The sequence below is a fragment of the Variovorax sp. 278MFTsu5.1 genome (assembly GCF_048305045.1).
GTDB classification, from domain to species: domain Bacteria; phylum Pseudomonadota; class Gammaproteobacteria; order Burkholderiales; family Burkholderiaceae_C; genus Variovorax; species Variovorax guangxiensis.
This window is the reverse complement of the sequence record NZ_CP157622.1, coordinates 6,239,818-6,258,712: the sequence shown is the minus strand read 5'-3', so window position 1 is coordinate 6,258,712 and position 18,895 is coordinate 6,239,818. Positions and strand designations below refer to the sequence as shown.

General features: G+C 65.3%; 15 protein-coding genes and 1 tRNA gene. 13 read left to right on the top strand and 3 right to left on the bottom strand.

Features of this window, described 5'->3' with window-relative positions; genetic code table 11:
* Positions 1 to 7: 7 nt before the first annotated feature.
* Both ABL844_RS29100 and ABL844_RS29095 read right to left on the bottom strand, forming a co-directional pair.
* Complete coding sequence (locus tag ABL844_RS29100; protein WP_126025098.1) at positions 8 to 3,175, bottom strand: efflux RND transporter permease subunit; 3,168 nt, start codon at positions 3,173 to 3,175, stop codon at positions 8 to 10.
* Between the two features lie 18 nt (positions 3,176 to 3,193).
* Positions 3,194 to 4,489 (bottom strand): efflux RND transporter periplasmic adaptor subunit, encoded by a 1,296-nt coding sequence (locus tag ABL844_RS29095; protein WP_418129814.1) that lies wholly within the window; start codon positions 4,487 to 4,489, stop codon positions 3,194 to 3,196.
* Between the two features lie 178 nt (positions 4,490 to 4,667).
* On the opposite strand from ABL844_RS29095, the gene ABL844_RS29090 reads away from it, so the two are divergent.
* Together ABL844_RS29090 and ABL844_RS29085 are read left to right on the top strand one after the other, a co-directional pair.
* The gene (locus tag ABL844_RS29090) at positions 4,668 to 5,342 is read left to right on the top strand and encodes a TetR family transcriptional regulator (RefSeq protein WP_184642088.1); all 675 of its coding nucleotides are present in this window, start codon (positions 4,668 to 4,670) and stop codon (positions 5,340 to 5,342) included.
* 43 nt (positions 5,343 to 5,385) lie between these two features.
* Positions 5,386 to 5,460, top strand: a tRNA-Arg gene (locus tag ABL844_RS29085).
* Positions 5,461 to 5,847: 387 nt separating this feature from the next.
* Here the strand turns inward: ABL844_RS29085 and ABL844_RS29080 are convergent.
* Entirely contained in the window at positions 5,848 to 6,819 is a 972-nt protein-coding gene (locus ABL844_RS29080; RefSeq protein ID WP_369660612.1) for a LysR family transcriptional regulator, read from the bottom strand.
* Positions 6,820 to 6,893: 74 nt separating this feature from the next.
* On the opposite strand from ABL844_RS29080, the gene ABL844_RS29075 reads away from it, so the two are divergent.
* From ABL844_RS29075 to ABL844_RS29025, 11 genes are all read left to right on the top strand, one after another.
* On the top strand, positions 6,894 to 7,475 hold the full coding sequence (locus ABL844_RS29075) for a GAF domain-containing protein (RefSeq protein ID WP_418129813.1): 582 nt from the start codon (positions 6,894 to 6,896) through the stop codon (positions 7,473 to 7,475).
* Entirely contained in the window at positions 7,466 to 7,888 is a 423-nt protein-coding gene (locus ABL844_RS29070) for a VOC family protein (RefSeq protein ID WP_418129812.1), read from the top strand. Before ABL844_RS29075 ends, ABL844_RS29070 begins: the two co-directional genes overlap by 10 nt.
* On the top strand, positions 7,885 to 8,661 hold the full coding sequence (locus ABL844_RS29065) for an alpha/beta fold hydrolase (protein WP_418118153.1): 777 nt from the start codon (positions 7,885 to 7,887) through the stop codon (positions 8,659 to 8,661). The genes ABL844_RS29070 and ABL844_RS29065 overlap by 4 nt, the downstream gene beginning before the upstream one ends.
* 19 nt (positions 8,662 to 8,680) lie before the next feature.
* Entirely contained in the window at positions 8,681 to 9,481 is an 801-nt protein-coding gene (locus ABL844_RS29060) for an ABC transporter ATP-binding protein (RefSeq protein WP_418129811.1), read from the top strand.
* Positions 9,482 to 9,512: 31 nt separating this feature from the next.
* Complete coding sequence (locus tag ABL844_RS29055; protein ID WP_418129810.1) at positions 9,513 to 10,406, top strand: ABC transporter permease; 894 nt, start codon at positions 9,513 to 9,515, stop codon at positions 10,404 to 10,406.
* A 54-nt stretch (positions 10,407 to 10,460) separates the two neighbouring features.
* Positions 10,461 to 11,558 carry an ABC transporter substrate-binding protein gene (locus ABL844_RS29050; protein WP_418129809.1) on the top strand — a complete coding sequence of 366 codons (1,098 nt, stop codon included), beginning with the start codon at positions 10,461 to 10,463 and terminating at the stop codon, positions 11,556 to 11,558.
* Positions 11,559 to 11,579: 21 nt separating this feature from the next.
* Positions 11,580 to 12,704, top strand: a complete 1,125-nt coding sequence (locus tag ABL844_RS29045) for an FAD-dependent monooxygenase (protein WP_418129808.1) — start codon at positions 11,580 to 11,582, stop codon at positions 12,702 to 12,704.
* A gap of 276 nt (positions 12,705 to 12,980) precedes the next feature.
* Complete coding sequence (locus ABL844_RS29040; protein WP_418129807.1) at positions 12,981 to 15,716, top strand: type VI secretion system Vgr family protein; 2,736 nt, start codon at positions 12,981 to 12,983, stop codon at positions 15,714 to 15,716.
* Positions 15,717 to 15,733: 17 nt separating this feature from the next.
* Complete coding sequence (locus tag ABL844_RS29035) at positions 15,734 to 17,599, top strand: LysM peptidoglycan-binding domain-containing protein (RefSeq protein WP_418129806.1); 1,866 nt, start codon at positions 15,734 to 15,736, stop codon at positions 17,597 to 17,599.
* Position 17,600: 1 nt separating this feature from the next.
* Positions 17,601 to 18,143 (top strand): hypothetical protein, encoded by a 543-nt coding sequence (locus tag ABL844_RS29030; protein WP_418129805.1) that lies wholly within the window; start codon positions 17,601 to 17,603, stop codon positions 18,141 to 18,143.
* A 118-nt stretch (positions 18,144 to 18,261) separates the two neighbouring features.
* Complete coding sequence (locus ABL844_RS29025) at positions 18,262 to 18,798, top strand: hypothetical protein (RefSeq protein ID WP_418129804.1); 537 nt, start codon at positions 18,262 to 18,264, stop codon at positions 18,796 to 18,798.
* Positions 18,799 to 18,895: the final 97 nt, after the last annotated feature.

The following is an 18,895-nucleotide window of genomic DNA, read 5'->3' as shown; positions in this document are numbered from 1 at the left end:
CCCGGGTTCAGTCATGTTTGGTTTCCTCCGCGGAGATGCCTGCGGCTTCTGCATGCCGCTTGTCGGCCTCGTGCTGGCGCGCGCTGCCCTTGAACAGGCTGCGCACCACCACGAAGAACACCGGCACGAAGATCACGGCCAGCGCGGTGCCTGTCACCATGCCGCCCAGCACGCCGGTGCCGATGGCACGCTGGCTGGCGGAGCCGGCGCCCGAGGCGATCGCCAGCGGCACCACGCCCAGGCCGAAGGCCAGCGAGGTCATGATGATCGGGCGGAACCGCAGGTGGGCGGCGGCCAGGGCCGACTCGATGATGCCCTTGCCCTGCGCCTGCAGGTCCTTCGCGAACTCGATGATCAGGATCGCGTTCTTCGCCGACAGGCCGATGATCGTGATCAGGCCCACCTGGAAGTACACGTCGTTCGAATAGGCGCGCAGCATCGTTGCCACCAGCACGCCCAGCACGCCCAGCGGCACCACCAGGATCACCGACAGCGGGATCGACCAGCTCTCGTACAGCGCGGCCAGGCAGAGGAACACCGCCAGGATCGCGAAGCCGTACAGGATGATGGCCTGCGAGCCGGCGAGCTTTTCTTCTCGCGACTGGCCGGTCCATTCGTAGCCGAAGCCGGCGGGCAGCTGCGATGCGAGCTTCTCCATCTCGGCCATCGCCGCGCCGGTGCTGTAGCCCGGTGCCGCGTCGCCGCTGATGCGGATCGCCGGATAGCCGTTGTAGCGCACCGTCTGCGTGGCGCCCGTGACCCACTTGGTGGTCGCGAAGGCCGACAGCGGCACAGGCTGGCCCTGCGTGTTGCTGGCGTTCAGCTTGAGCAGGTCGTCGGGCTGCATCCGCGCCGGAGCGTCGGCCTGCACCACCACGCGCTGCAGGCGGCCGCGGTTGGGGAAGTCGTTGATGTAGCTCGAGCCCAGTGCGGTCGACAGCGTCGCGTTGATCGCGTCGAAGCTCACGCCCAGCGCGTTCGCCTTGTCGCGGTCGATGTCGATCTGCAGCTGCGGCGCGTCTTCAAGGCCGTCGGGACGGACCTGCGCCAGCACCTTGCTTTGCGAGGCCATGCCCAGCAGCTGGTTGCGCGCATTGATCAGCGCATCATGGCCCGCGCCGGAGCGGTCTTGCAGGCGGAAGCTGAAGCCGCTGGCGTTGCCCAGTTCGGGAATGGGCGGCGGGCTCAGCGGGTAGATGAAGGCGTCGCGGATGCCCGAGAGCGCACCGAAGGCGCGGCCCGCGAGGGCGCTGGCCGAGTGGGCCGGATCCTTGCGCTCTTCCCAGTCCTTCAGCGTCACGAAGGCGAGGCCCGCGTTCTGGCCCTGGCCCGAGAAGCTGAAGCCCATCACGCCCACCATGCTCTGCACTTCGGGCTGCTTCAGGATGAAGCCCTCGACCTGCTGCATGACCGAAAGCGCACGCTCCTGCGTGGCGCCGGGCGGCAGCTGCACGTTCACGATGATGTTGCCCTGGTCTTCCTGCGGCAGGAACGAGCTCGGCAGGCGGCTGTAGGTGAACGCCACGGCGCCGATGATGGCGACGTAGATCACCAGGTAGCGCGCGGCGCGGCGCAGGATGCGCGCGACGATGCCTTCGTAGCCCTTGGCCGTGCGTGCGAAGCCGCGGTTGAACCAGCCGAAGAAGCCGGTCTTCTCATGGTGATGGCCGGCTTCCACCGGCTTGAGCAGCGTGGCGCACAGCGCCGGCGTGAGCGACAGCGCCATGAAGGCCGAGAAGGCGATCGAGGCCACCATCACCGCGGAGAACTGGCGGTAGATGTTGCCGGTCGAGCCCGCGAAGAAGGCCAGCGGCACGAACACCGAGATCAGCACCACCGTCACGCCGATGATGGCGCCGGAGATCTGCCGCATCGCCTTGCGCGTGGCTTCGAGCGGCGAGAGCCCCTCCTCGCTCATGATGCGCTCGACGTTCTCCACCACCACGATGGCGTCGTCCACCACGATACCGATCACCAGCACCATGCCGAACATGGTCAGCACGTTGATCGAGAAGCCCAGCGCCAGCAGCGAGGCGAAGGTGCCCAGCAGCGCCACCGGCACCACGATGGTCGGGATGATCGTGTAGCGCCAGTTCTGCAGGAACAGGAACATCACGAGGAACACCAGCGCCACGGCTTCCAGCAGCGTCTTGACCACTTCGCTGATCGAGATCTGCACGAAGCGCGAGCTGTCGTACGGAATGGCCCACTTCACGCCCTGCGGGAAGTAGCGCTCGAGCTCGGCCATCTTGGCGCGGATCGCCTTGGCCGACTGCAGCGCGTTGCCGTTGGGCGTGGGCTGCACGCCGACACCGACCGCGGGCACGCCGTTCAGGCGCGCCGAGGTGGCGTACGACTGGCCGCCGAGTTCCACGCGCGCCACGTCCTTCAGCCGCACGGTCGAGCCGTCGGTGTTGGCGCGCAGCACGATGTTCTTGAACTGCTCGACGTTGACCAGCTGGCCGTTCACCGTCACCGTGGCCGCGATGGCCTGGCCGGGAATGTTGGGCAGGTCGCCCAGCGTGCCCGAGGACACCTGCGCGTTCTGCGCGCGGATGGCGTTGTTGACGTCGGTGGCCGACAGGTTGAAGCCCTGCAGCTTGGCCGGGTCGATCCACACGCGCATCGCGTTCTCGGAGCCGAAGAGCTGCGCCTGGCCCACGCCGACCACGCGCTGGAGTTCGGGCACGACGTTGCGCGCGGCGTAATCGCCGAGCGCCACAGGGTCGAAGTTCGGGTTGTCCGAGGACAGCATCACGAACATGAGGAAGTTGTTGCGCGACTTGTCCACGCGCACGCCCTGCTGCGTCACGGCGGAGGGCAGGCGCGGCGTCGCGCGCGACAGCCGGTTCTGCACGTCCACCTGCGCGAGGTCGTCGTTGGTGCCGGGCTCGAAGCTGATCGTGATGGAGCCGGTGCCGTCGGCCTGGGCCACCGATTCCATGTAGATCAGGCCCGGCGAGCCGTTCATTTCACGCTCGATGACGGACAGCACGCTGTCCTCGAGCGTCTGTGCCGAGGCGCCCGGGTAGGCGACGTTGATGACGATGGCGGGCGGCGCCACCGGCGGGTACTGCGAGATCGGCAGCTGGGTGATTGACACGCCGCCCACCACCAGGATGAACAGTGCGATCACCCAGGCGAAGATCGGTCGGTCGATGAAGAATTTGGCCATTTGCGGGCGCGCTCCTGATTACTTCTTTTCGGCCGGAGCCTTCTCAGCCGCGGCGGGTGCCGCGGGCGAGGCTGCCTCGGCGGCGGGCTTGGCCGCTGCGCCGCCGCCATTCGGGTTGGGCTTGGTCCAGGGCACGGCCTTCACCGGCGTGCCGGGCGGCATCATCTGCAGCTTCTGGAAGCCGTCGACCATCACCTGCTCGCCGGCCTTCAGGCCATCGAGCACGACCCACTGGTTGTCCTTTGCGGCGCTGATCTTGACGGTGCGCTTGCTGATCTTGCCGTCCTTGTCGACCACCGACACCGTGTCGCCCTGCTGGGTGCGCGTGACGGCCTGCTGCGGCACCGTGATCGCGTTGGTGGCCTGGGCCTGCTCGAGCTTCACGCGCACGTACAGGCCAGGCAGCAGCTCGCCCTTGGGGTTGGGCACTTCGGCGCGCAGCGTGACCTGGCCGGTGGTGGAATCGACCGTGAGGTCGGAGAACAGCAGCTTGCCCTCGAGCGGGTAGTCGGTGCCGTCTTCCAGCACCACGCGGATGCTCGCGGCTTCGTCGCCGCTGGCGCGCTTGTACTGTCCGTCGGCCACGGCCTTGCGCAGCTTCAGCACGTCGGAGGCCGACTGCGTGAAGTTCACGTACAGCGGGTTGATCTGCTGCACCACGGCGAGCTCGGTGGCGTCGCCCTGGCCCACCAGCGCGCCTTCGGTGACGAGGGCGCGGCCGATGCGACCGGCGATGGGCGAGGTCACGTCGGCATAGCCGAGGTTGATCTTGGCCGTCTGCACCGCTGCGCGGCCGGCGGCCACGTCGGCTTCGGCGGTTTTCTGCGATGCGACGGCGGTCGCGTATTCCTGCTTGCTCACCGCGTTGGCCTCGACCAGCGGCTTGTAGCGGTCGGCCAGGGCCTTGGCCTGCACGGCGTTGGCTTCGGCGCGTGCGAGCGTGGCCTGGGCGTTCTGGGCGGCGGCCACCAGCGGCGCCGGATCGATGCGGAACAGCAGCTGGCCGGCCTTCACGTCGCTGCCCTCGCGGAATTCACGTTTCAGCAGGATGCCCGATGCGCGGGCGCGGACCTGGGCGACGCGGGAGGCTTCGAGGCGACCGGGCAGTTCGGTAACAAGTCCGACGTCGGTCGGCGCGGCCACGACCACGCCAACTTCGGGCGCGGGATGACCGCCACCACCACCGCCTCCGCCGCCCGGACCTCCGGGTGCGTCGCTCTTGCCACAGCCCGCGAGGACCAGCAGGACGACGGCGGCCACGGTCGCGAGGCGCGGCGAAAAGGACGATTGGCGCGAAACATGCAAGAGAGGCATGCGATTCCTTTGAAGCGAAGACGGGAGATGGCGCGTTCGCGGGGCGAACCGGAAACCTGTACGGCCAGGTGGGCCATCGGGGAAGCCGGCTAGTTTACATACATTCATGGATGTATAGTGACAGCCGAGCAATGGCCCCACGATACATAGAGGGCGTTGTCTTTACAAATCAGGAGACTTGGTGGCACGTCGTACGAAGGAAGAAGCATTGGCCACGCGGCATCGTCTGCTCGACGCCGCAGAGCTGCTGTTTCAGGCGCAAGGCGTCTCGCAGACCACGCTGCAGCAGATCGCGCAGCAGGCCGGCGCGACGCGTGGCGCCATCTACTGGCACTTCAAGGACAAGGCCGATCTCTTCAACGCGATGATGGAGCGCGTCATCCTGCCGCTGGAGACCACGCCGAGGGCGGCCGCCACCGCGCCCAACGTCGAGGACCCGCTCGCCGAGATCGAGGAAGGAATGGTCCACGCGCTCAACCTCATGACCACCGACCTGCAGGTGCGCCGCGTGTTCGACATCGCGACCCACAAGGTCGAATACACGCACGACATGGCCTCGGTGCAGCAGCGCCACCTGGATGCGCGCAACGCCTGCGTCGCCGATTTCGAGAAGGCTCTGCGCATGGCCGCGCGCCGAGGCCGCATCAAGCTGCCGGTGCCGGGCCATGTGGCGGCGCAGGGGCTGCACGCGCTGATCAGCGGGCTCATCCAGAACTGGCTGCTCGATCCGGAAGCTTTCGACCTCGTGCCGACGGGAAGGCGCACCTTCAGGGTCTATCTGGCGGGTCTCGGCTTCGCCCGGCCGCAACTGGGAGCCGCGGCTGCGGCGGAGGCCGAAACTGTCGTCGTCTGATAGGCGATAATGTCGGACTCCGGTGCAAACCGGATCCCAATTTCTCGCTGTATTTCAACGGATAGAATTCGGCCCTCCGAAGGCTGAGATCCAGGTTCGATTCCTGGCGGCGGGACCAGCTACCAAGCCGGACACTTTCAAAGGTGTCCGGCTTTTTTGTTTTCCGGTCCCTCGTTCGCGGTCAGCGCGATCCGGACGAGGGGAGGCCACCGACAGAAAACCTGGGGACAGTCCCGGTACAAGTCATGCGTTATCCACAGTCGCAGCCGCTTGCCGGATGTTGTTCCCATTTCCGATGCAGCACCGAAGCACGCGCGCTCACAGCGGTACGGCCACCGCAAGTCCCTGTCGCGCAAGGAAAAAGCGACACTTTCCACAGACAGGGTTTACCCTTATCTACTACTACTATCTTTAAATAAGAAAGAAAGTAGAGAAGAAAGGCGGGACAGAGAAAGAGAAAAAGGGAACGCCGGGTCGCCGTGTTCGCCGGCCACGGTGTCGGCGCTCAGCCCGCCGCGCGCTTCATGCGCCGCGCGGTCTCGACGACCGCGGCGCGCAGCGATTGCACCGTCGGGTGCGCCTCCAGTTCCTTCAGCGTGAAGAAGCTCACCGGCGGCAGGTTCCAGCTCAGCCGGTGGGGCAGCGCCGCCAGGTGGCCCGTGCCTTCCATGCCGGCCACGACGTCGCGCGCGAAGATGGTGATCGCGTTGGGCTCCTGGCGCAGCGCCGTCTCGATGCTGCGGATCGACGTGGTCTCCAGGATCGGCAGCGGTGGCTGCACGCCCGCGCCGACGAAGATCGCGTTGTAGGTCCTGCGCATCGGCGTGTTGGGCGGCGGCAGGATCCAGTCGAGCTGCGCGAGCCTGGCCCAGTCGAGCGGGCCGCGCGAGAGGCGCCGCACGTTCTTCGCGCCGACCACGAGGCAGGGCTCCTGCTCGTGGATCGCCTCCTGCACCAGCCCGGTCGCGTCGCCGTCGTAGGAGCGGCCGATGGCGCAGTCGAGTTCGCGCGCGACGAGGCTCGCGACCAGTTCGTCGGTGGTGCCTTCGCGCGCCATCACCGAAATGCGCGGCGTGCGGTCGAGCAGGTGGGTGAGTGCAGCCGACATCAGTTGCTGCGGCACCTGCTGCGTGAAGCCCAGCCGCAGCCGCCCGGCGCGGCCCGCCTCGAGCGAGGTGAGCACGCGCGCGGTGGCCTCGAGCTCGGCCAGCCAGCGCCGCGCATAGCGCAGCACCGCCTCGCCCGCGGCCGTGGGCACCAGCCCCCTGCTGGTCCGCTCGAAGAGCGTGCTGCCGAAGATGTCTTCCACCTCGTGCAGTGCCTTGGTGATCGCGGGCTGGCTCAGCTGCATCTCGGCGGCGACGCGGCCGAGCGTGCGGTGCCGGTCGATGGCCTGCAGCAGCGAAAGCTGGCGCAGCTTGAGGCGGGACAGCAGCGTGCGCTGCAGTTCGGCGGCGGGGTCGCGGGCGGTGGACAAGGCCATAACTCCACGGTTATCGGGCTATCAGAAATTATTTCACTTTGGTGAATCGAGGGTCCTAGACTTTTTGCATGGACCCGACCACCGCACCGCCAGCCACCTCCGCGACCTCCGCGACCTCCGCCACCGCCATCACGGCTGCCTTCCTGGACTCCCTGGCCGAGACGCAGGACGCCAGCGAGGCGATGCGGCTGATCGACCAGCGGCGGCTGCAGGTCGCGCCCGGCAGCATCTTCAGCATCCAGCAGAACGTGACGACCGACGGCGACGCCGCAGGCCAGGTCCTGCTGCGCCGCTTCTATTCGTCGGAGGCGTCGAGCTTTCCGGTGAACGGCGCGAAGCGCAAGACGCTCACGCCGTGGAGCGAATGCCTCTTCGTGCGCGGCCGTGTGTTCGTCGGCGAGGGCGAGCACGTGCTCGCGAGCAACTTCGACGACTTCGAGCAGATGCGCGAGTACCGCCTGCGCAGCGTGGTCAACGTGCCGCTGATGCAAGGGCGGACCTGCTTCGCCACCTTCAACGTCTTCGGCACGCGCGAGCACTGGCTGCCGCAGGAAGTGCTGGGCATCCGCATGCTGGCGCTCGCCGCCGCGCGCTGGGTGCCCGTCGCGCCCCGACTGGCCTACAGCTTCGAGGAAACGCCATGCCCGTGACCGCCCTGCACCACTTCACGATCCGCTGCGCGCCGCACGAGCTGCCGCCCCTGCTGGACTTCTACACCCGCGTGATGCGCCTCACCGTCGGCGCGCGGCCGGGGATCCCCGCGCCCGGCGCCTGGCTCTATGCGGACGGCCAGCCGATCGTGCACCTCTACGCGCATCTCTCGACGCCCGACGAGCCGGTCGAGCCCGTCACCGGCCACGTCGACCACATCTCGTTCCGCGCCCATGGGCTCGCCGAGATGCGCGCACACCTCCGCGCACAGGGCGTCGCGTTCGCCGAGGCGCCGATCCCGGGCTGGCCAATCCACCAGCTCTTTCTGCACGACCCGCGCGGCCTGAAGATCGAGATGACTTTCTGGATGGACCAGGAAGATCGACAGGGCGGGGAAGGGGGCGCGGCATGACCGGCTTCCTGCAGGCCGGCGAACTGCGCGTCGCCTTCGAGCGCGAGGGCGAAGGCCCGCCGCTGGTGCTCATGCATGGCGCCGAGGCCTCGCGCCAGATGTTCTCGGCGCTGGTGCCGCATCTGTCGAAGCACTTCACCGTGATCGCCTACGACCAGCGCGACTGCGGCGAGACCGAAGGGCCGCAGCGCGCATCGACCCTGGCCGATCTTGCCGACGACGCACAGCGGCTCATCAAGGCGCTGGGCTTCAAGCGCGCGCACGTGTTCGGCTCGTCCTTCGGCGGGCGTGTGGCGCAGGCGCTGGCGCTGCTGCATCCGCGCTCGGTCGACCACCTCGTGCTCGGCAGCACCTGGCCGCTGCCGAGGCCCTACGAAGAACTGTGCCCCGACGCGAAGCGCCTGGCCGAGCTGCGCAGCGGGCTGCCGGCCACGGCGCAAGAGCTGGCGACATGGTTCTTCCCCGAAGCCTTCCTGCAGCAGCGGCCCGAACTGCGGAGCATCTTCGCGAGCGCACGGCCCGGTTCGGCACGTTCCGCGCGGCGGATGGCGACGGCGCTGACCGCCATCGAGCGCGGCGTGGCCGACATCGTCGCGCCCACGCTGGTGCTGGCCGGCGAACTCGACCGCGTGGTGCCCCCGAGCGTGACGCTATCGATGGCCGGCCGCATCCGCGGCGCCGATGCGGTACTGCTGCCCGGCATCGGCCACGTCACCGCGATGCAGGCGCCGCAGATGCTGGCGCAGCACATCGTGCGCTTCCTCAAGAACTGAAACCCGAAGGAGCCAGGCCATGAGCACGAACCACGACCGCGCGCGCGGCCGCGCCGACTACATCCGCATCGAAGGGCTATCCAAGCACTTCGGCGACGCAAGCGAAGGCGTGCTCGCGCTGAAGGACATCGACTGCAGCATCGAGCAGGGCAGCTTCGTGACCATCGTCGGGCCCAGCGGCTGCGGCAAGAGCACGCTGCTGCGCATCCTCGCGGGCCTGCTCGACTACGGCATGGGCCGCGTCGTGCTCGACGGTCAGCCCATACGCGGCACGCGGCGCGACGTGGGCGTGGTGTTCCAGAGCTCGATCCTGCTGCCCTGGCGAACCATCCTCGAGAACGTGATGCTGCCCGCCGAGGTGCTGGGCATTCCCGCGAAGCAGGCGCGCGAGCGCGCGATGCAGCTGCTGCAGATGGTCCGGCTCGAAGGCTTCGAGCACAAGCTGCCGCGCCAGCTCAGCGGCGGCATGCAGCAGCGTGCCTCCATCGCGCGGGCGTTGCTGCACGATCCCAAGATCCTGCTGATGGACGAGCCCTTCGGCGCGCTCGACGCCATGACGCGCGAGCGCATGAACCTGGAACTGCAGCGCATCTGGATGGAAAGCGGCAAGACGGTGGTGCTGATCACGCACTCGATTCCCGAGGCGGTGTTCCTCGGCGACAGGGTCTTCGTTATGTCGCCGCGCCCCGGCACGCTGGAGCGCGTGCTGCCCGTGGACCTGCCGCGTCCACGCTCGATGGACGTGATGTCGCACCCCGCCTTCGCTGCCGCATCCGCGTCGATCCGCGAACGCTTCTCGCATGCGGCTTCGTTCGACTGATTCCGTCCGTTCGATTCAAAGAGGCCACCAGATGACCACCGCCATGCTCGCCAAGTCCGACCCTCCTGCGCTATCCGGCGACCGCGCGCCGGCCCCCGCGGCCGGCCCCAGGCCGCGCCGCCGCGCCAATCCGCTCGCCTCGACGCGGGTGCAGTCGATCCTGCTGCTCGCCGCGCTGCTCGGATCGTGGGAAGCAGGGGTGCGGTTCTTCAAGGTGCCGCAGCACCTCGTGCCGCCGGTCAGCGACATCCTGGTCGCGCTGTGGCGCGGCCTCGCCACCGGGCCGCTTGCGAAGGACGGCTTCTGGTACCACGGCGGCGTGACCGTGACCGAGATCCTGCTGGGCTTTCTCGTCGGCAGCGGCGTCGGCCTCGCGATCGGCATCGTGGTGTCGCAGATGCCGCGGGTCGAGGCGCTGCTGGAGCCCTACGTCGCCGCGCTGCAGAGCGTGCCCAAGGTGGCGGTCGCGCCGATCATCGTGGTGTGGCTGGGCTTCGGTATCGGCTCGAAGGTGATGATCATCTGCCTGCTCACCTTCTTTCCCGTGCTGGTGACCAGCATCGCGGGCTTCAAGGCGGTGGACCCCGACCGCATAGACCTGCTGCGCTCCCTCTCGGCCACGCAGTGGCAGATCTTCCGCAAGGCCAAGTTCCCGAGCGCGCTGCCCTACATCTTCGCGGGGCTGAACATGGCCGCGGCCTTCAGCGTGGTCGGCGCGGTGGTGGGCGAGTTCGTCGGCGCGCAGGCGGGGCTGGGCGTGCTCATCCTGCAGATGGAAGCTCAGGCCGACACCGGCGGCAGCTTCGCGGTGTGCGTGGTGCTGTCGGTGATCGGCATCGTGATGACCGACCTCCTGCGCCGCATCCAGCGCCGCGTGCTGCACTGGATGCCGGTCGACGCCTCGCAGCGGACGGTGAACGTCTGAGCGCTGCATCCCCGGATTCCTGGATTCCCGTTTTTCCGTATGAAGGAGCGAGCCATGTTGACGCGACGTGATTTCGGCCTGGGCCTCGGCGCCCTGGGCCTGGCCGGGAGCCTGCCGGCGCTGGCGCAGAGTGTGCGGGTGATGAAGGTGGCTAACACCGCGGCGGTGAACGATCCGCAGCAGTGCTTCTGCACCGCGGGCCAGCACCCGAAGCTGAACTTCTACAAGCCCGGCGGCGTGGACGTGGAGTACGTCAACATGTCGAGCATGACGCAGGCGCTGCAGAGCCTGCGCGCCGGCCACGTCGACTTCGGGCCGGCGGTGCCGGGCATCCTGCTGCCCGCGATGGCGAAGGACCCGTCGCTCGACCTGGTGAGCGTCTACAAGTGGCTGCCGCGCAATGCGAACGTCATCGTGGTGAAGCCCGGCAGCCCGATCAAGTCGGCCGCCGACCTCGCGGGCAAGCGCATCGGCGTGCGCAGCCAGGGCGACACCGGCATCGTCATCACCAGGACCATGCTGGCCGAGCTGGGCCTGAAGGACGACGGCTGCGAGTACATCGCCATCGGCGACGGCGCGCCGGCCGGCGCGGCCATCGACAACGACCGCGTGGACGCGATGGTGGCCTTCGACACCGCAGCCGCCCGCATCGAGCTGGTGGGAACGAAGCTGCGCTACGTGCCGCTCACGCCCAGGTTCGCGCAGGTGGGCTCGGGCTGGATGTGCGTGCCGCGCAAGATGCTCAAGGAGGACCGCAAGTCGCTGGTGGCGCTGTTCCGCGGCATCGCGAAGTCGACCCTGTTCTCGAACGCGAATCTCGAAGCCGCGATCGACCTGCACTGGGCGGTCTATCCCGAGAGCCGGCCCAAGGGCCGAAGCGAGGACGACGCGCGCAAGGAGCTCGCCTTCATCCTGAAGGACCGCAAGAACAGCTGGATGCGCCGCCCCGACGACCCCGACCAGCGCATGGGCGCATCGTCGACGGCCGAATGGAAGGCCAACGTCGAGATGGCCGCCGAGGCCAGCAAGAACCCCAAGCTCGCGAGCGAACTCGGCGACCCGAACCGGCTGTTCACCAACGAACTGATCGACGAGATCAACGCCTTCGACAAGCAGGCGGTGATCCAGATGGCTCGGGAATTCAAGCTTTAGCCGCAGAAGGAGGATCAGCCCATGGACGTACTCGTTTCCGGCGCCAGCATGGCCGGCCTGTCGGCCGCCTACTGGTTCGCCCGCCTGGGCCACCGGGTCACCGTGGTCGAGCGCGCCGACGGGCTGCGCCCGGGCGGCGCGCCCATCGACGTTCGCGGCCGCGCGCTCGCCACCGCGCAGCGCATGGGCCTCCTGCAGAGAATCGCCGAGGAGAAGGTCGCCATCGCCGAGCCGGCGCCTGTGCTCGACGGCAGCGGAGCGCAGGTCGCTTCGCTCGACCTGCGCTGGTTCGCCAACGAGACGGACGAGGACATCGAGATCACGCGCGACCGCCTCAACCGGATCCTGCTGGACGCCATTCCGTCGGGCGTGGAGTTCCGCTTCAGGACTTCGATCGTGTCGCTCGACGATCGAGCGGGCGGAGTGGACATCGGCTTCACCGACGGCGCGAGGGGCCGCTACGACCTGGTCGTCGGCGCCGACGGCCTGCACTCCAACGTGCGCAGGCTGGCCTTCGGGCCTGAGAGGGACTACGTGCGGCACTTCGGCCACTACGTCGCGCTCGTCGATCTGCCGCCCGGCCGGCCATGGCGCCGGGCGATGCTCAACGTGCCCGGCCTCACCATCGCCGTGCGCGACGCCGGCGACGGGCCGCAGGGAATGATGATCGTCGCCAGCCCCGAGATCGACTACGACTACCGCGACCTCGATGCGCAGCGCAGGCTGCTCGGCCGGTTCCTCTCGCGCGTGGATGCCTGGCAGGTGCCTGCGATGCGCGCGGCCTTCATCGACCCCGATGCCAAGGGCTTCTACTTCGACTCGGTGAGCCAGACGCGCATGCCGGGCTGGATCAAGGGCAATGTCGCGGTCATCGGCGATGCGGGGCATTGCGCCGCGCTGCTGTCGGGCATGGGCACGACGCTGGCGATGGTCTCGGCGGAACTCCTGGCGAACACCTGGACCGAGCACGGCGGCGACATGGCTGCGGCGTCGCCGGTCTATCACGAGAAGCTGCGGCCGTATGTCGAGCAGTGCCAGGCCTTCGCGAGCGAAGGCGCGCCGATCATGGTGCCCGCGACGCAGGAGGCGCTCGACGAGCGCAACGCGATGTTCCGCGCGTACGCGGACAGGTTCGCGAACGCGTGATCCGCATCGGCCGCGTCCCATGCGGCTTGTGAACATTCGACACCTGCGATCCGACGCACACAGAGGCGTCGCAGCCGCTGCGCGCATTCGTTCACGAATCCGCTGAAGCATTCGTCGGCGCCGAACGAAAGACGCCGCGCACTTGGATACTCCGACGAAACATGCCGCCGAACAGAGCGGCAACGAATGATTTCAGGGAGGATCCATGTCCATCTTCGATGGCACGCGCCGGCACGTTCGCCCGGCGCCGTGCGCCGTTGCGTCCGCGGTGGTGCGATGACGCGCCGGGTTTCCATTCAGACCCCGTTGCGGGAAGCGCTGCAATTCCATTGGCTGACCGGCCGCGAGGCGCTGAGCCGGCTCCACGACTTCGATGTGGAACTGCTGGGCAGCAGCAACAGCGTCGATCCGAAGATGCTGCTCGGCAAGACCGTTACCCTGGCGATGCAGACCGAGAGCGGCGGCACGCGCTACCTGGGCGGCGTCGTCGCGTCCTTCGGCCTGGCCGGAGAGGACGCACGCCATAGCTTCTACCGAATGAAGCTGCGCCCATGGCTGTGGCTCGCGACGCGACGCAGCGACTTCCGAATCTTCCAGGGCAGGACCGTTCCGGACATCGTCGCCGACGTGCTCGAAGCCTACGGCTACCCCATGGAGAAGCGGCTGGCCCGCGATTACCGCGTGTGGGAGTACTGCGTGCAGTACGGCGAGAGCGATTTCTCCTTCGTCTCGCGGCTGTGCGAGCTGGAAGGCATCTACTACTACTTCCGGCATGAGGCTCAGCGGCAGGTGCTGGTGTTTGCGGATGACGTGCTGGGCTCGCACGATCCGATGCCCGGAGGGGAGACGGTGCGGTTTCATCCGTTGGAGAAGGCGGGAATGACCGGCGGTGGCGATGGCTCGAACGAACGCATCCATGAGTGGCGCACGAGCGAAGAAGTCCGTTCCGGCCTGCACTTCACCAACGACTACGACCCGCTCAAGCCAAAGGCCGACCTCTCCAGCCGGCGGGAGCTGCGCACCGGCCACTCGCACGACGAGCTCGAGCTGTACGAATGGCCCGGTGGGTACAGGCATTACGACGACGGCGAGGCCTGTGCACGCACCCGCGTCGAAGAGCAACTGAGCGGTGGCAGCGTTGCCAGCGGCCGCTCCAACAGGCGAGAACTCGCGCCGGGCTGCATCTTCGAGCTGGCGGGCCATCCGAGGGACGATCAGAACCGCAAGTACCTTCTGACTGCCGTCGACTACGAGTTGCGGGAGAACCTCCGGGCCACCGAAGGCGCCGATGCCGGCGAAGGCTCCGTCCAGCGCTTCTGCTTCGATGCGCAGCCCGTGAGCCACGCGTGGCGCCCGCCGCGCGTCACTCCGAAGCCCCGCACCCGCGGACCTCAGACTGCCATCGTCGTCGGGCCGAAGAACGAAGAGATCTGGGTCGACCAGTACGGCCGCGTGAAGGTGCAGTTCCATTGGGACCGCATCGGGCAACGCAACGAGAACTCCAGCTGCTGGATCCGCGTATCCATGGCCTGGGCCGGAGAGACATTCGGGGCGGCTGCGCTGCCGCGCGTCGGCCAGGAGGTGGTCGTCGATTTCCTCGGCGGCGACCCGGACTGTCCCATCATCACCGGCCGTGTGTTCAATGCCGAGAACATGCCCGCGTGGCGGCTGCCCGACCAGCAGAACCTATCGGGCCTGCGCAGCCGTGAATTGAAGGCGGGTGCAGCAGGCGGATCGCGCGGCAACCACCTGGTGCTGGACGATCAACCCGGAAAGATCCAGGCACAGCTCAAGAGCGACCATCTCAGCAGCAGCCTGAGCCTCGGCCACATCGGGCGCATCGACGACACGGCAGGCCGCAAGGACGACCGCGGCGAGGGCGCCGAGTTGCGTACCGATGGCCATGCCGCGGTGCGCGCAGCAAGGGGCTTGCTGCTCAGCACCGAGCCGAGGCCCGGAGCCGATGCGCACATCACCGATCTTGGGGAAACAGTCGCACGCCTGACGGCCGCGCGCGACCTGCATGAACGGCAGAGCCGGACCGCGCAGGAAGCGAAAGCGCACGAAGCGGGCGACCAGGACGCGGTCACCCAGGCCCTCAAGGAACAGAACGATGCGATCAAGGGCCGCCATTCGCGGCAGGGAGATTTCCCTGAACTCCGCGAACCGCACCTAGTGCTCGCCAGTGCGGCAGGCATCCAGAGCACGGCGGCGGGCGCCACCCACATCGCCAGCATCACGCACAACGCGCTGAGCAGCGGCGGGCACACCAGCATCAGCGCCGGCAGGAGCTTTCTGGTGAGCGTGAAAGAAGCCGTACGCCTTTTCGCATACAAGGCCATCCGCCTGACCGCAGCCACGGCCGGCATCGACATCGTCGCCCTGCAGAACAGCATCAACCTGCTGGCGAGGCTCGACATCAAGATGGAGTCCGACAGGATCAGCATCAGCGCCAAGGAAGAGGTCGTCATCAACGGCGGCGGCAGCTTTTCCAGGTGGAGTGCCTCCGGCATCGTACACGGCACCCAGGGCCTTTGGCGCGAGCACGCGGCCACCCACAGCTATGCAGGGCCGATGGACATGGCCAAGCGCCGTCGCATGGAAGGCGTGAGCCACGACGACAGGTACAGCGTGCGCTTCGCGCCCCTTGGCAGCGACGAGATCTTCAAGCACGCGGGCATGTCGGGGCTGCCCTACCGGATCCTCGGCGAGAAGCGCCAAACGCTGGCCGAAGGCGTCATTCCCGACGACGGACGGCTGCCCCGCGTCGCGTTCGAAACGCCGGACGAGGCGGTGCTGGTGGTGGGCGAGGAAGCGTGGGACTGGACGCCCGTTCCGACGATCCGCTCCGAGCCAGACAGCGCGGAAGACGATGACCGGGCCGATGACGGCGGCGAGACCGAATCGCCGGGAGCGGAAGGCTCCATGTATGCAGCGGCTGCAGGCGCTTTCGACCCCGGCCACTTTCTTTCCGAGTCCGCCATCGAAGCCCACCTGAACGGCTTGGCTTGAGCTAGGGAAACACCCGCATGTCCAGACTGATATCTGCAACCTACCACCCCAACATCGAAGTCGCCGAATTCATCTGCGAAGACGGCCGTCACCTGCTGCGCTCGGGCGGAACGCTGCCGTGGCGCATCAACAATCCCGGCGACCTGACTGCCCGGATGGTTGATGGCGTGCCCGCGCCCAGAAAGGCCAAGGGTTACGTCGGATTCGCCACCACCAGATCGGGCAGGACCTTCCTGATCTTTCCCGACGAAGACGCGGGGCGAGAGGAATTGAAGGCCAACTTGAAGCGCCTGCATGGCGACAGGACGATTCCGGAAGCCATTCCCATCTACGCCCCGAAGAAGGAAAACGACACGGAAAAATATGTGCGCGATCTGCTCAAGACCAGTGGCATTCCGGCCGGCAGAAAAATCGGCGAGTGCAGCGACGCCGAACTCGAAAAGATCGTGAGCAGCATCGCGGAGATCGAGGGGTTTCACGCCAACGCCGGGACCAGGAAGGAAACCTGGGTTGCCGTGAGCAGGATCAACGCGACCGACGGCAGCCAGCCATTGCCCGGCACGGAGATCATTCTGCAAAGAGGAGGCAAGGAGGAAACCGTCAAGTCCGATGCCGCAGGGCGATTCCCTCCTGTGATTCACCCCGCCGACAAGTCGGCCGTGCACGTCAAGGTGGCGGATCCGAAGAGCAGGGAGGCCGTGACGGTCGGAACCATCGAGGGCGACGTCGGAAAGGATTTCAACCTGCTGGCGAGATTCAAGAGGTGGAAGGGCGTCGCCGGCTCGGAAAAGATCAACAGCTCGACCCTTGGGCAGAGAACGCCCATGAGCTATGTCGTCCAGCCGGGCGACAGCCTCTGGAAGATCGCGAAGCTGTATCGCACCAGCGTGGAAGCCATCAGGGAGGCCAACGAGCGGGGGCACGACAGGATCTATCCCGGTGAGGTGCTACTGATCAGCGGGAGTGAGAGGAGAAGGCTTGGCAGCGAGGCGCCCGCTCCTCACCCGACCACGGTGACCAAGCCACCCTCTGTGAGCACAACTGCAAGCCCTGCGGCTCTGCCAAAGCGGCCCGTTGTTTCTCCGGCGCCCCCGCCTGTTCCCACGGCAATCGGCTCTTCGGATTCAGCGCGTTCGAAAGAGGGGGAGGGGAAGGTTCTGGCGTTGATTAATCCGGTATCTGGACGTGCGCCATGGATGCCGATTGCAATCGCGGAGGCGAAGCTCAGGCGAGGTGAAACGGAGCTCACGCTGCAGGAAAAGATCAACTATCACATAGAAATTGATGACACCGTCAAATCCATGTTCGGTCGAAAAAGCGCATGGTGCGCTGCCTTTGTGAATTGGTGTTTGATGCGAGCAAACTATCCTATAGAAAATAAAAATTTTCCAGAACGAAAAATAGCAAAGGCACGCGCACATGGATTCTATGAAGTGGACGGACCCAAGAAAGAAAGTGGGAAGGACAGAAAAAAGATCAGAAATCCATTGTTCGTAGAGCTGGAAAAGCCCATCTACGGGGCCGTCGCCATGGTCACGTCCTTATCTGGGACGGGACAACATGTCGGATTTGTATATGCCAAAAATGGATCAAATGGATTGATCTTGCTAGGAGGAAATCAGGGGCAGCAGATCAATTTTTCGTACTTCAACATCCTTCCCGTCGCTCCATTCGTGACGAAAAACAAAAAAGGGGAAAGTGTGAAGCACAAGGGAAGCCCGAGCTACCTGAAGTATTTTGTTCCGATTGCCTACTATGAGCAAGCGAAGAAAGATCTTCTGGACCCAGGGATCGAGGAGCGGAGTGCTGCGGAAATCAATAAGGCGATGGGAATAGAAGTTGCGAAAAGTGCCGACGCTAATACAACTCCTTCGCTTCGATGATATGAAAAACATCAGTTTCCGTTCTTTCGAATTTCCATTTCGAAAAATACTTTCCTTCGTTTTATTGCTTCCCTCTATCGCTGTGGCAGGTTATGCGGGTGGGCCCTACGTTGTATGGGTGAACCTCGATCGCTCTCTCAATAAATCAGTCGTCGATCAGATGATCGCTGATTTTGTGGTTCGAAAATCCATCAATTGCGATGACCAATGGAAGTTGGGCGATTCGCTTTTATACATGAAGAGGCGCCCAGCGCTGATAGATGATGGGTTGGTTAGAGATATTTTCCTGAAAAAAAGCAAAGCGAAGTTGAAGCACCTGAATGCTGCCTTGAAAAACTACAGAGACGACGAGTTTCCACATCATGAAGGCCTCGACGGGCTTATCGTCTACACGGGTCAGCCCGAAATGAAAATGATGAGTTTCACAAGAGGGAGGCATCGCATTGAGTCACTGGCCATTGCTTCGAAGGGGGATATGCCGTCGAAAGAGGATGTGGAAGAGGCTTTTTGTGCTCTTCTTCCTCCGATCACTCGCGCTCCATAGCGATATGAAGGCGGGGCCTATATCGATGTATCCGGGTGGTGAGCTCAATAGCATATTTGATTTTGCTCGCAGGCCGAAAGACAAGGATCAGATCTAGAAAATCTACAAGGGGGTGAAGATGAGTACTGTTTGGATGCGCGCGGGCAGCGTTATTGCCTTCGCAACTTTCATTTTTCTTCCATTTAACTCTTTTGCCGGATCGCGAAGCGATCATTTCATCGCATGGGGTAGTCTTGGGAATGCCGATGTCAGCCAAGAGATAACGGAAAAAATCAAGGATTTCGCGAATAGCGATCGCATCGATTTCGCTTGCGATATTCAATGGAGGAATAATGATTCGATCTTGTATTTAAATAATCGCCGCTTGAAAATTCCAGATGATCTGCTCAGAAGAGTTTTCATGGAGCGCGATGGTGAATCCTTCGCTGAGCTGAGCCGTACATTGCGGTCTTTCAGGCATCTTGAGAGAAATGTCGGCGATGGATTGGATGGGATGATTTTTTACGACGGAGAGAAATCCTTTCGGATGATGAGCTTCACGGTAGGTGCAAGAAAGGTGAAAACCTATCCGCAGTTGTTGAAGGCGTCTTCGAAAACGAAGGAGATCGAGCGAGCCTTCTGCTCGCTCCTTCCTCCGATCACTCGCGCTCCTTGAAGAGGGACTCGAGCAAGAGCTTCAATCACGGAATGCACTGGAGGTGCTGTTGCGCTAAGCCTCGCCCCTCGCTGCGCCGCGCCCGTGATTGCCCCCG

Excerpts from the sequence above, each read along its gene's own strand:
- ABL844_RS29100 (WP_126025098.1), bottom strand. The coding sequence starts at position 3,175 with ATGGCCAAATTCTTCATCGACCGACCGATCTTCGCCTGGGTGATCGCA.
- ABL844_RS29095 (WP_418129814.1), bottom strand. The coding sequence starts at position 4,489 with ATGCCTCTCTTGCATGTTTCGCGCCAATCGTCCTTTTCGCCGCGCCTC.
- ABL844_RS29075 (WP_418129813.1), top strand. The coding sequence starts at position 6,894 with ATGGACCCGACCACCGCACCGCCAGCCACCTCCGCGACCTCCGCGACC.
- ABL844_RS29070 (WP_418129812.1), top strand. The coding sequence starts at position 7,466 with ATGCCCGTGACCGCCCTGCACCACTTCACGATCCGCTGCGCGCCGCAC.
- ABL844_RS29065 (WP_418118153.1), top strand. The coding sequence starts at position 7,885 with ATGACCGGCTTCCTGCAGGCCGGCGAACTGCGCGTCGCCTTCGAGCGC.
- ABL844_RS29060 (WP_418129811.1), top strand. The coding sequence starts at position 8,681 with ATGAGCACGAACCACGACCGCGCGCGCGGCCGCGCCGACTACATCCGC.
- ABL844_RS29055 (WP_418129810.1), top strand. The coding sequence starts at position 9,513 with ATGACCACCGCCATGCTCGCCAAGTCCGACCCTCCTGCGCTATCCGGC.
- ABL844_RS29050 (WP_418129809.1), top strand. The coding sequence starts at position 10,461 with ATGTTGACGCGACGTGATTTCGGCCTGGGCCTCGGCGCCCTGGGCCTG.
- ABL844_RS29045 (WP_418129808.1), top strand. The coding sequence starts at position 11,580 with ATGGACGTACTCGTTTCCGGCGCCAGCATGGCCGGCCTGTCGGCCGCC.
- ABL844_RS29040 (WP_418129807.1), top strand. The coding sequence starts at position 12,981 with ATGACGCGCCGGGTTTCCATTCAGACCCCGTTGCGGGAAGCGCTGCAA.
- ABL844_RS29035 (WP_418129806.1), top strand. The coding sequence starts at position 15,734 with ATGTCCAGACTGATATCTGCAACCTACCACCCCAACATCGAAGTCGCC.
- ABL844_RS29030 (WP_418129805.1), top strand. The coding sequence starts at position 17,601 with ATGAAAAACATCAGTTTCCGTTCTTTCGAATTTCCATTTCGAAAAATA.
- ABL844_RS29025 (WP_418129804.1), top strand. The coding sequence starts at position 18,262 with ATGAGTACTGTTTGGATGCGCGCGGGCAGCGTTATTGCCTTCGCAACT.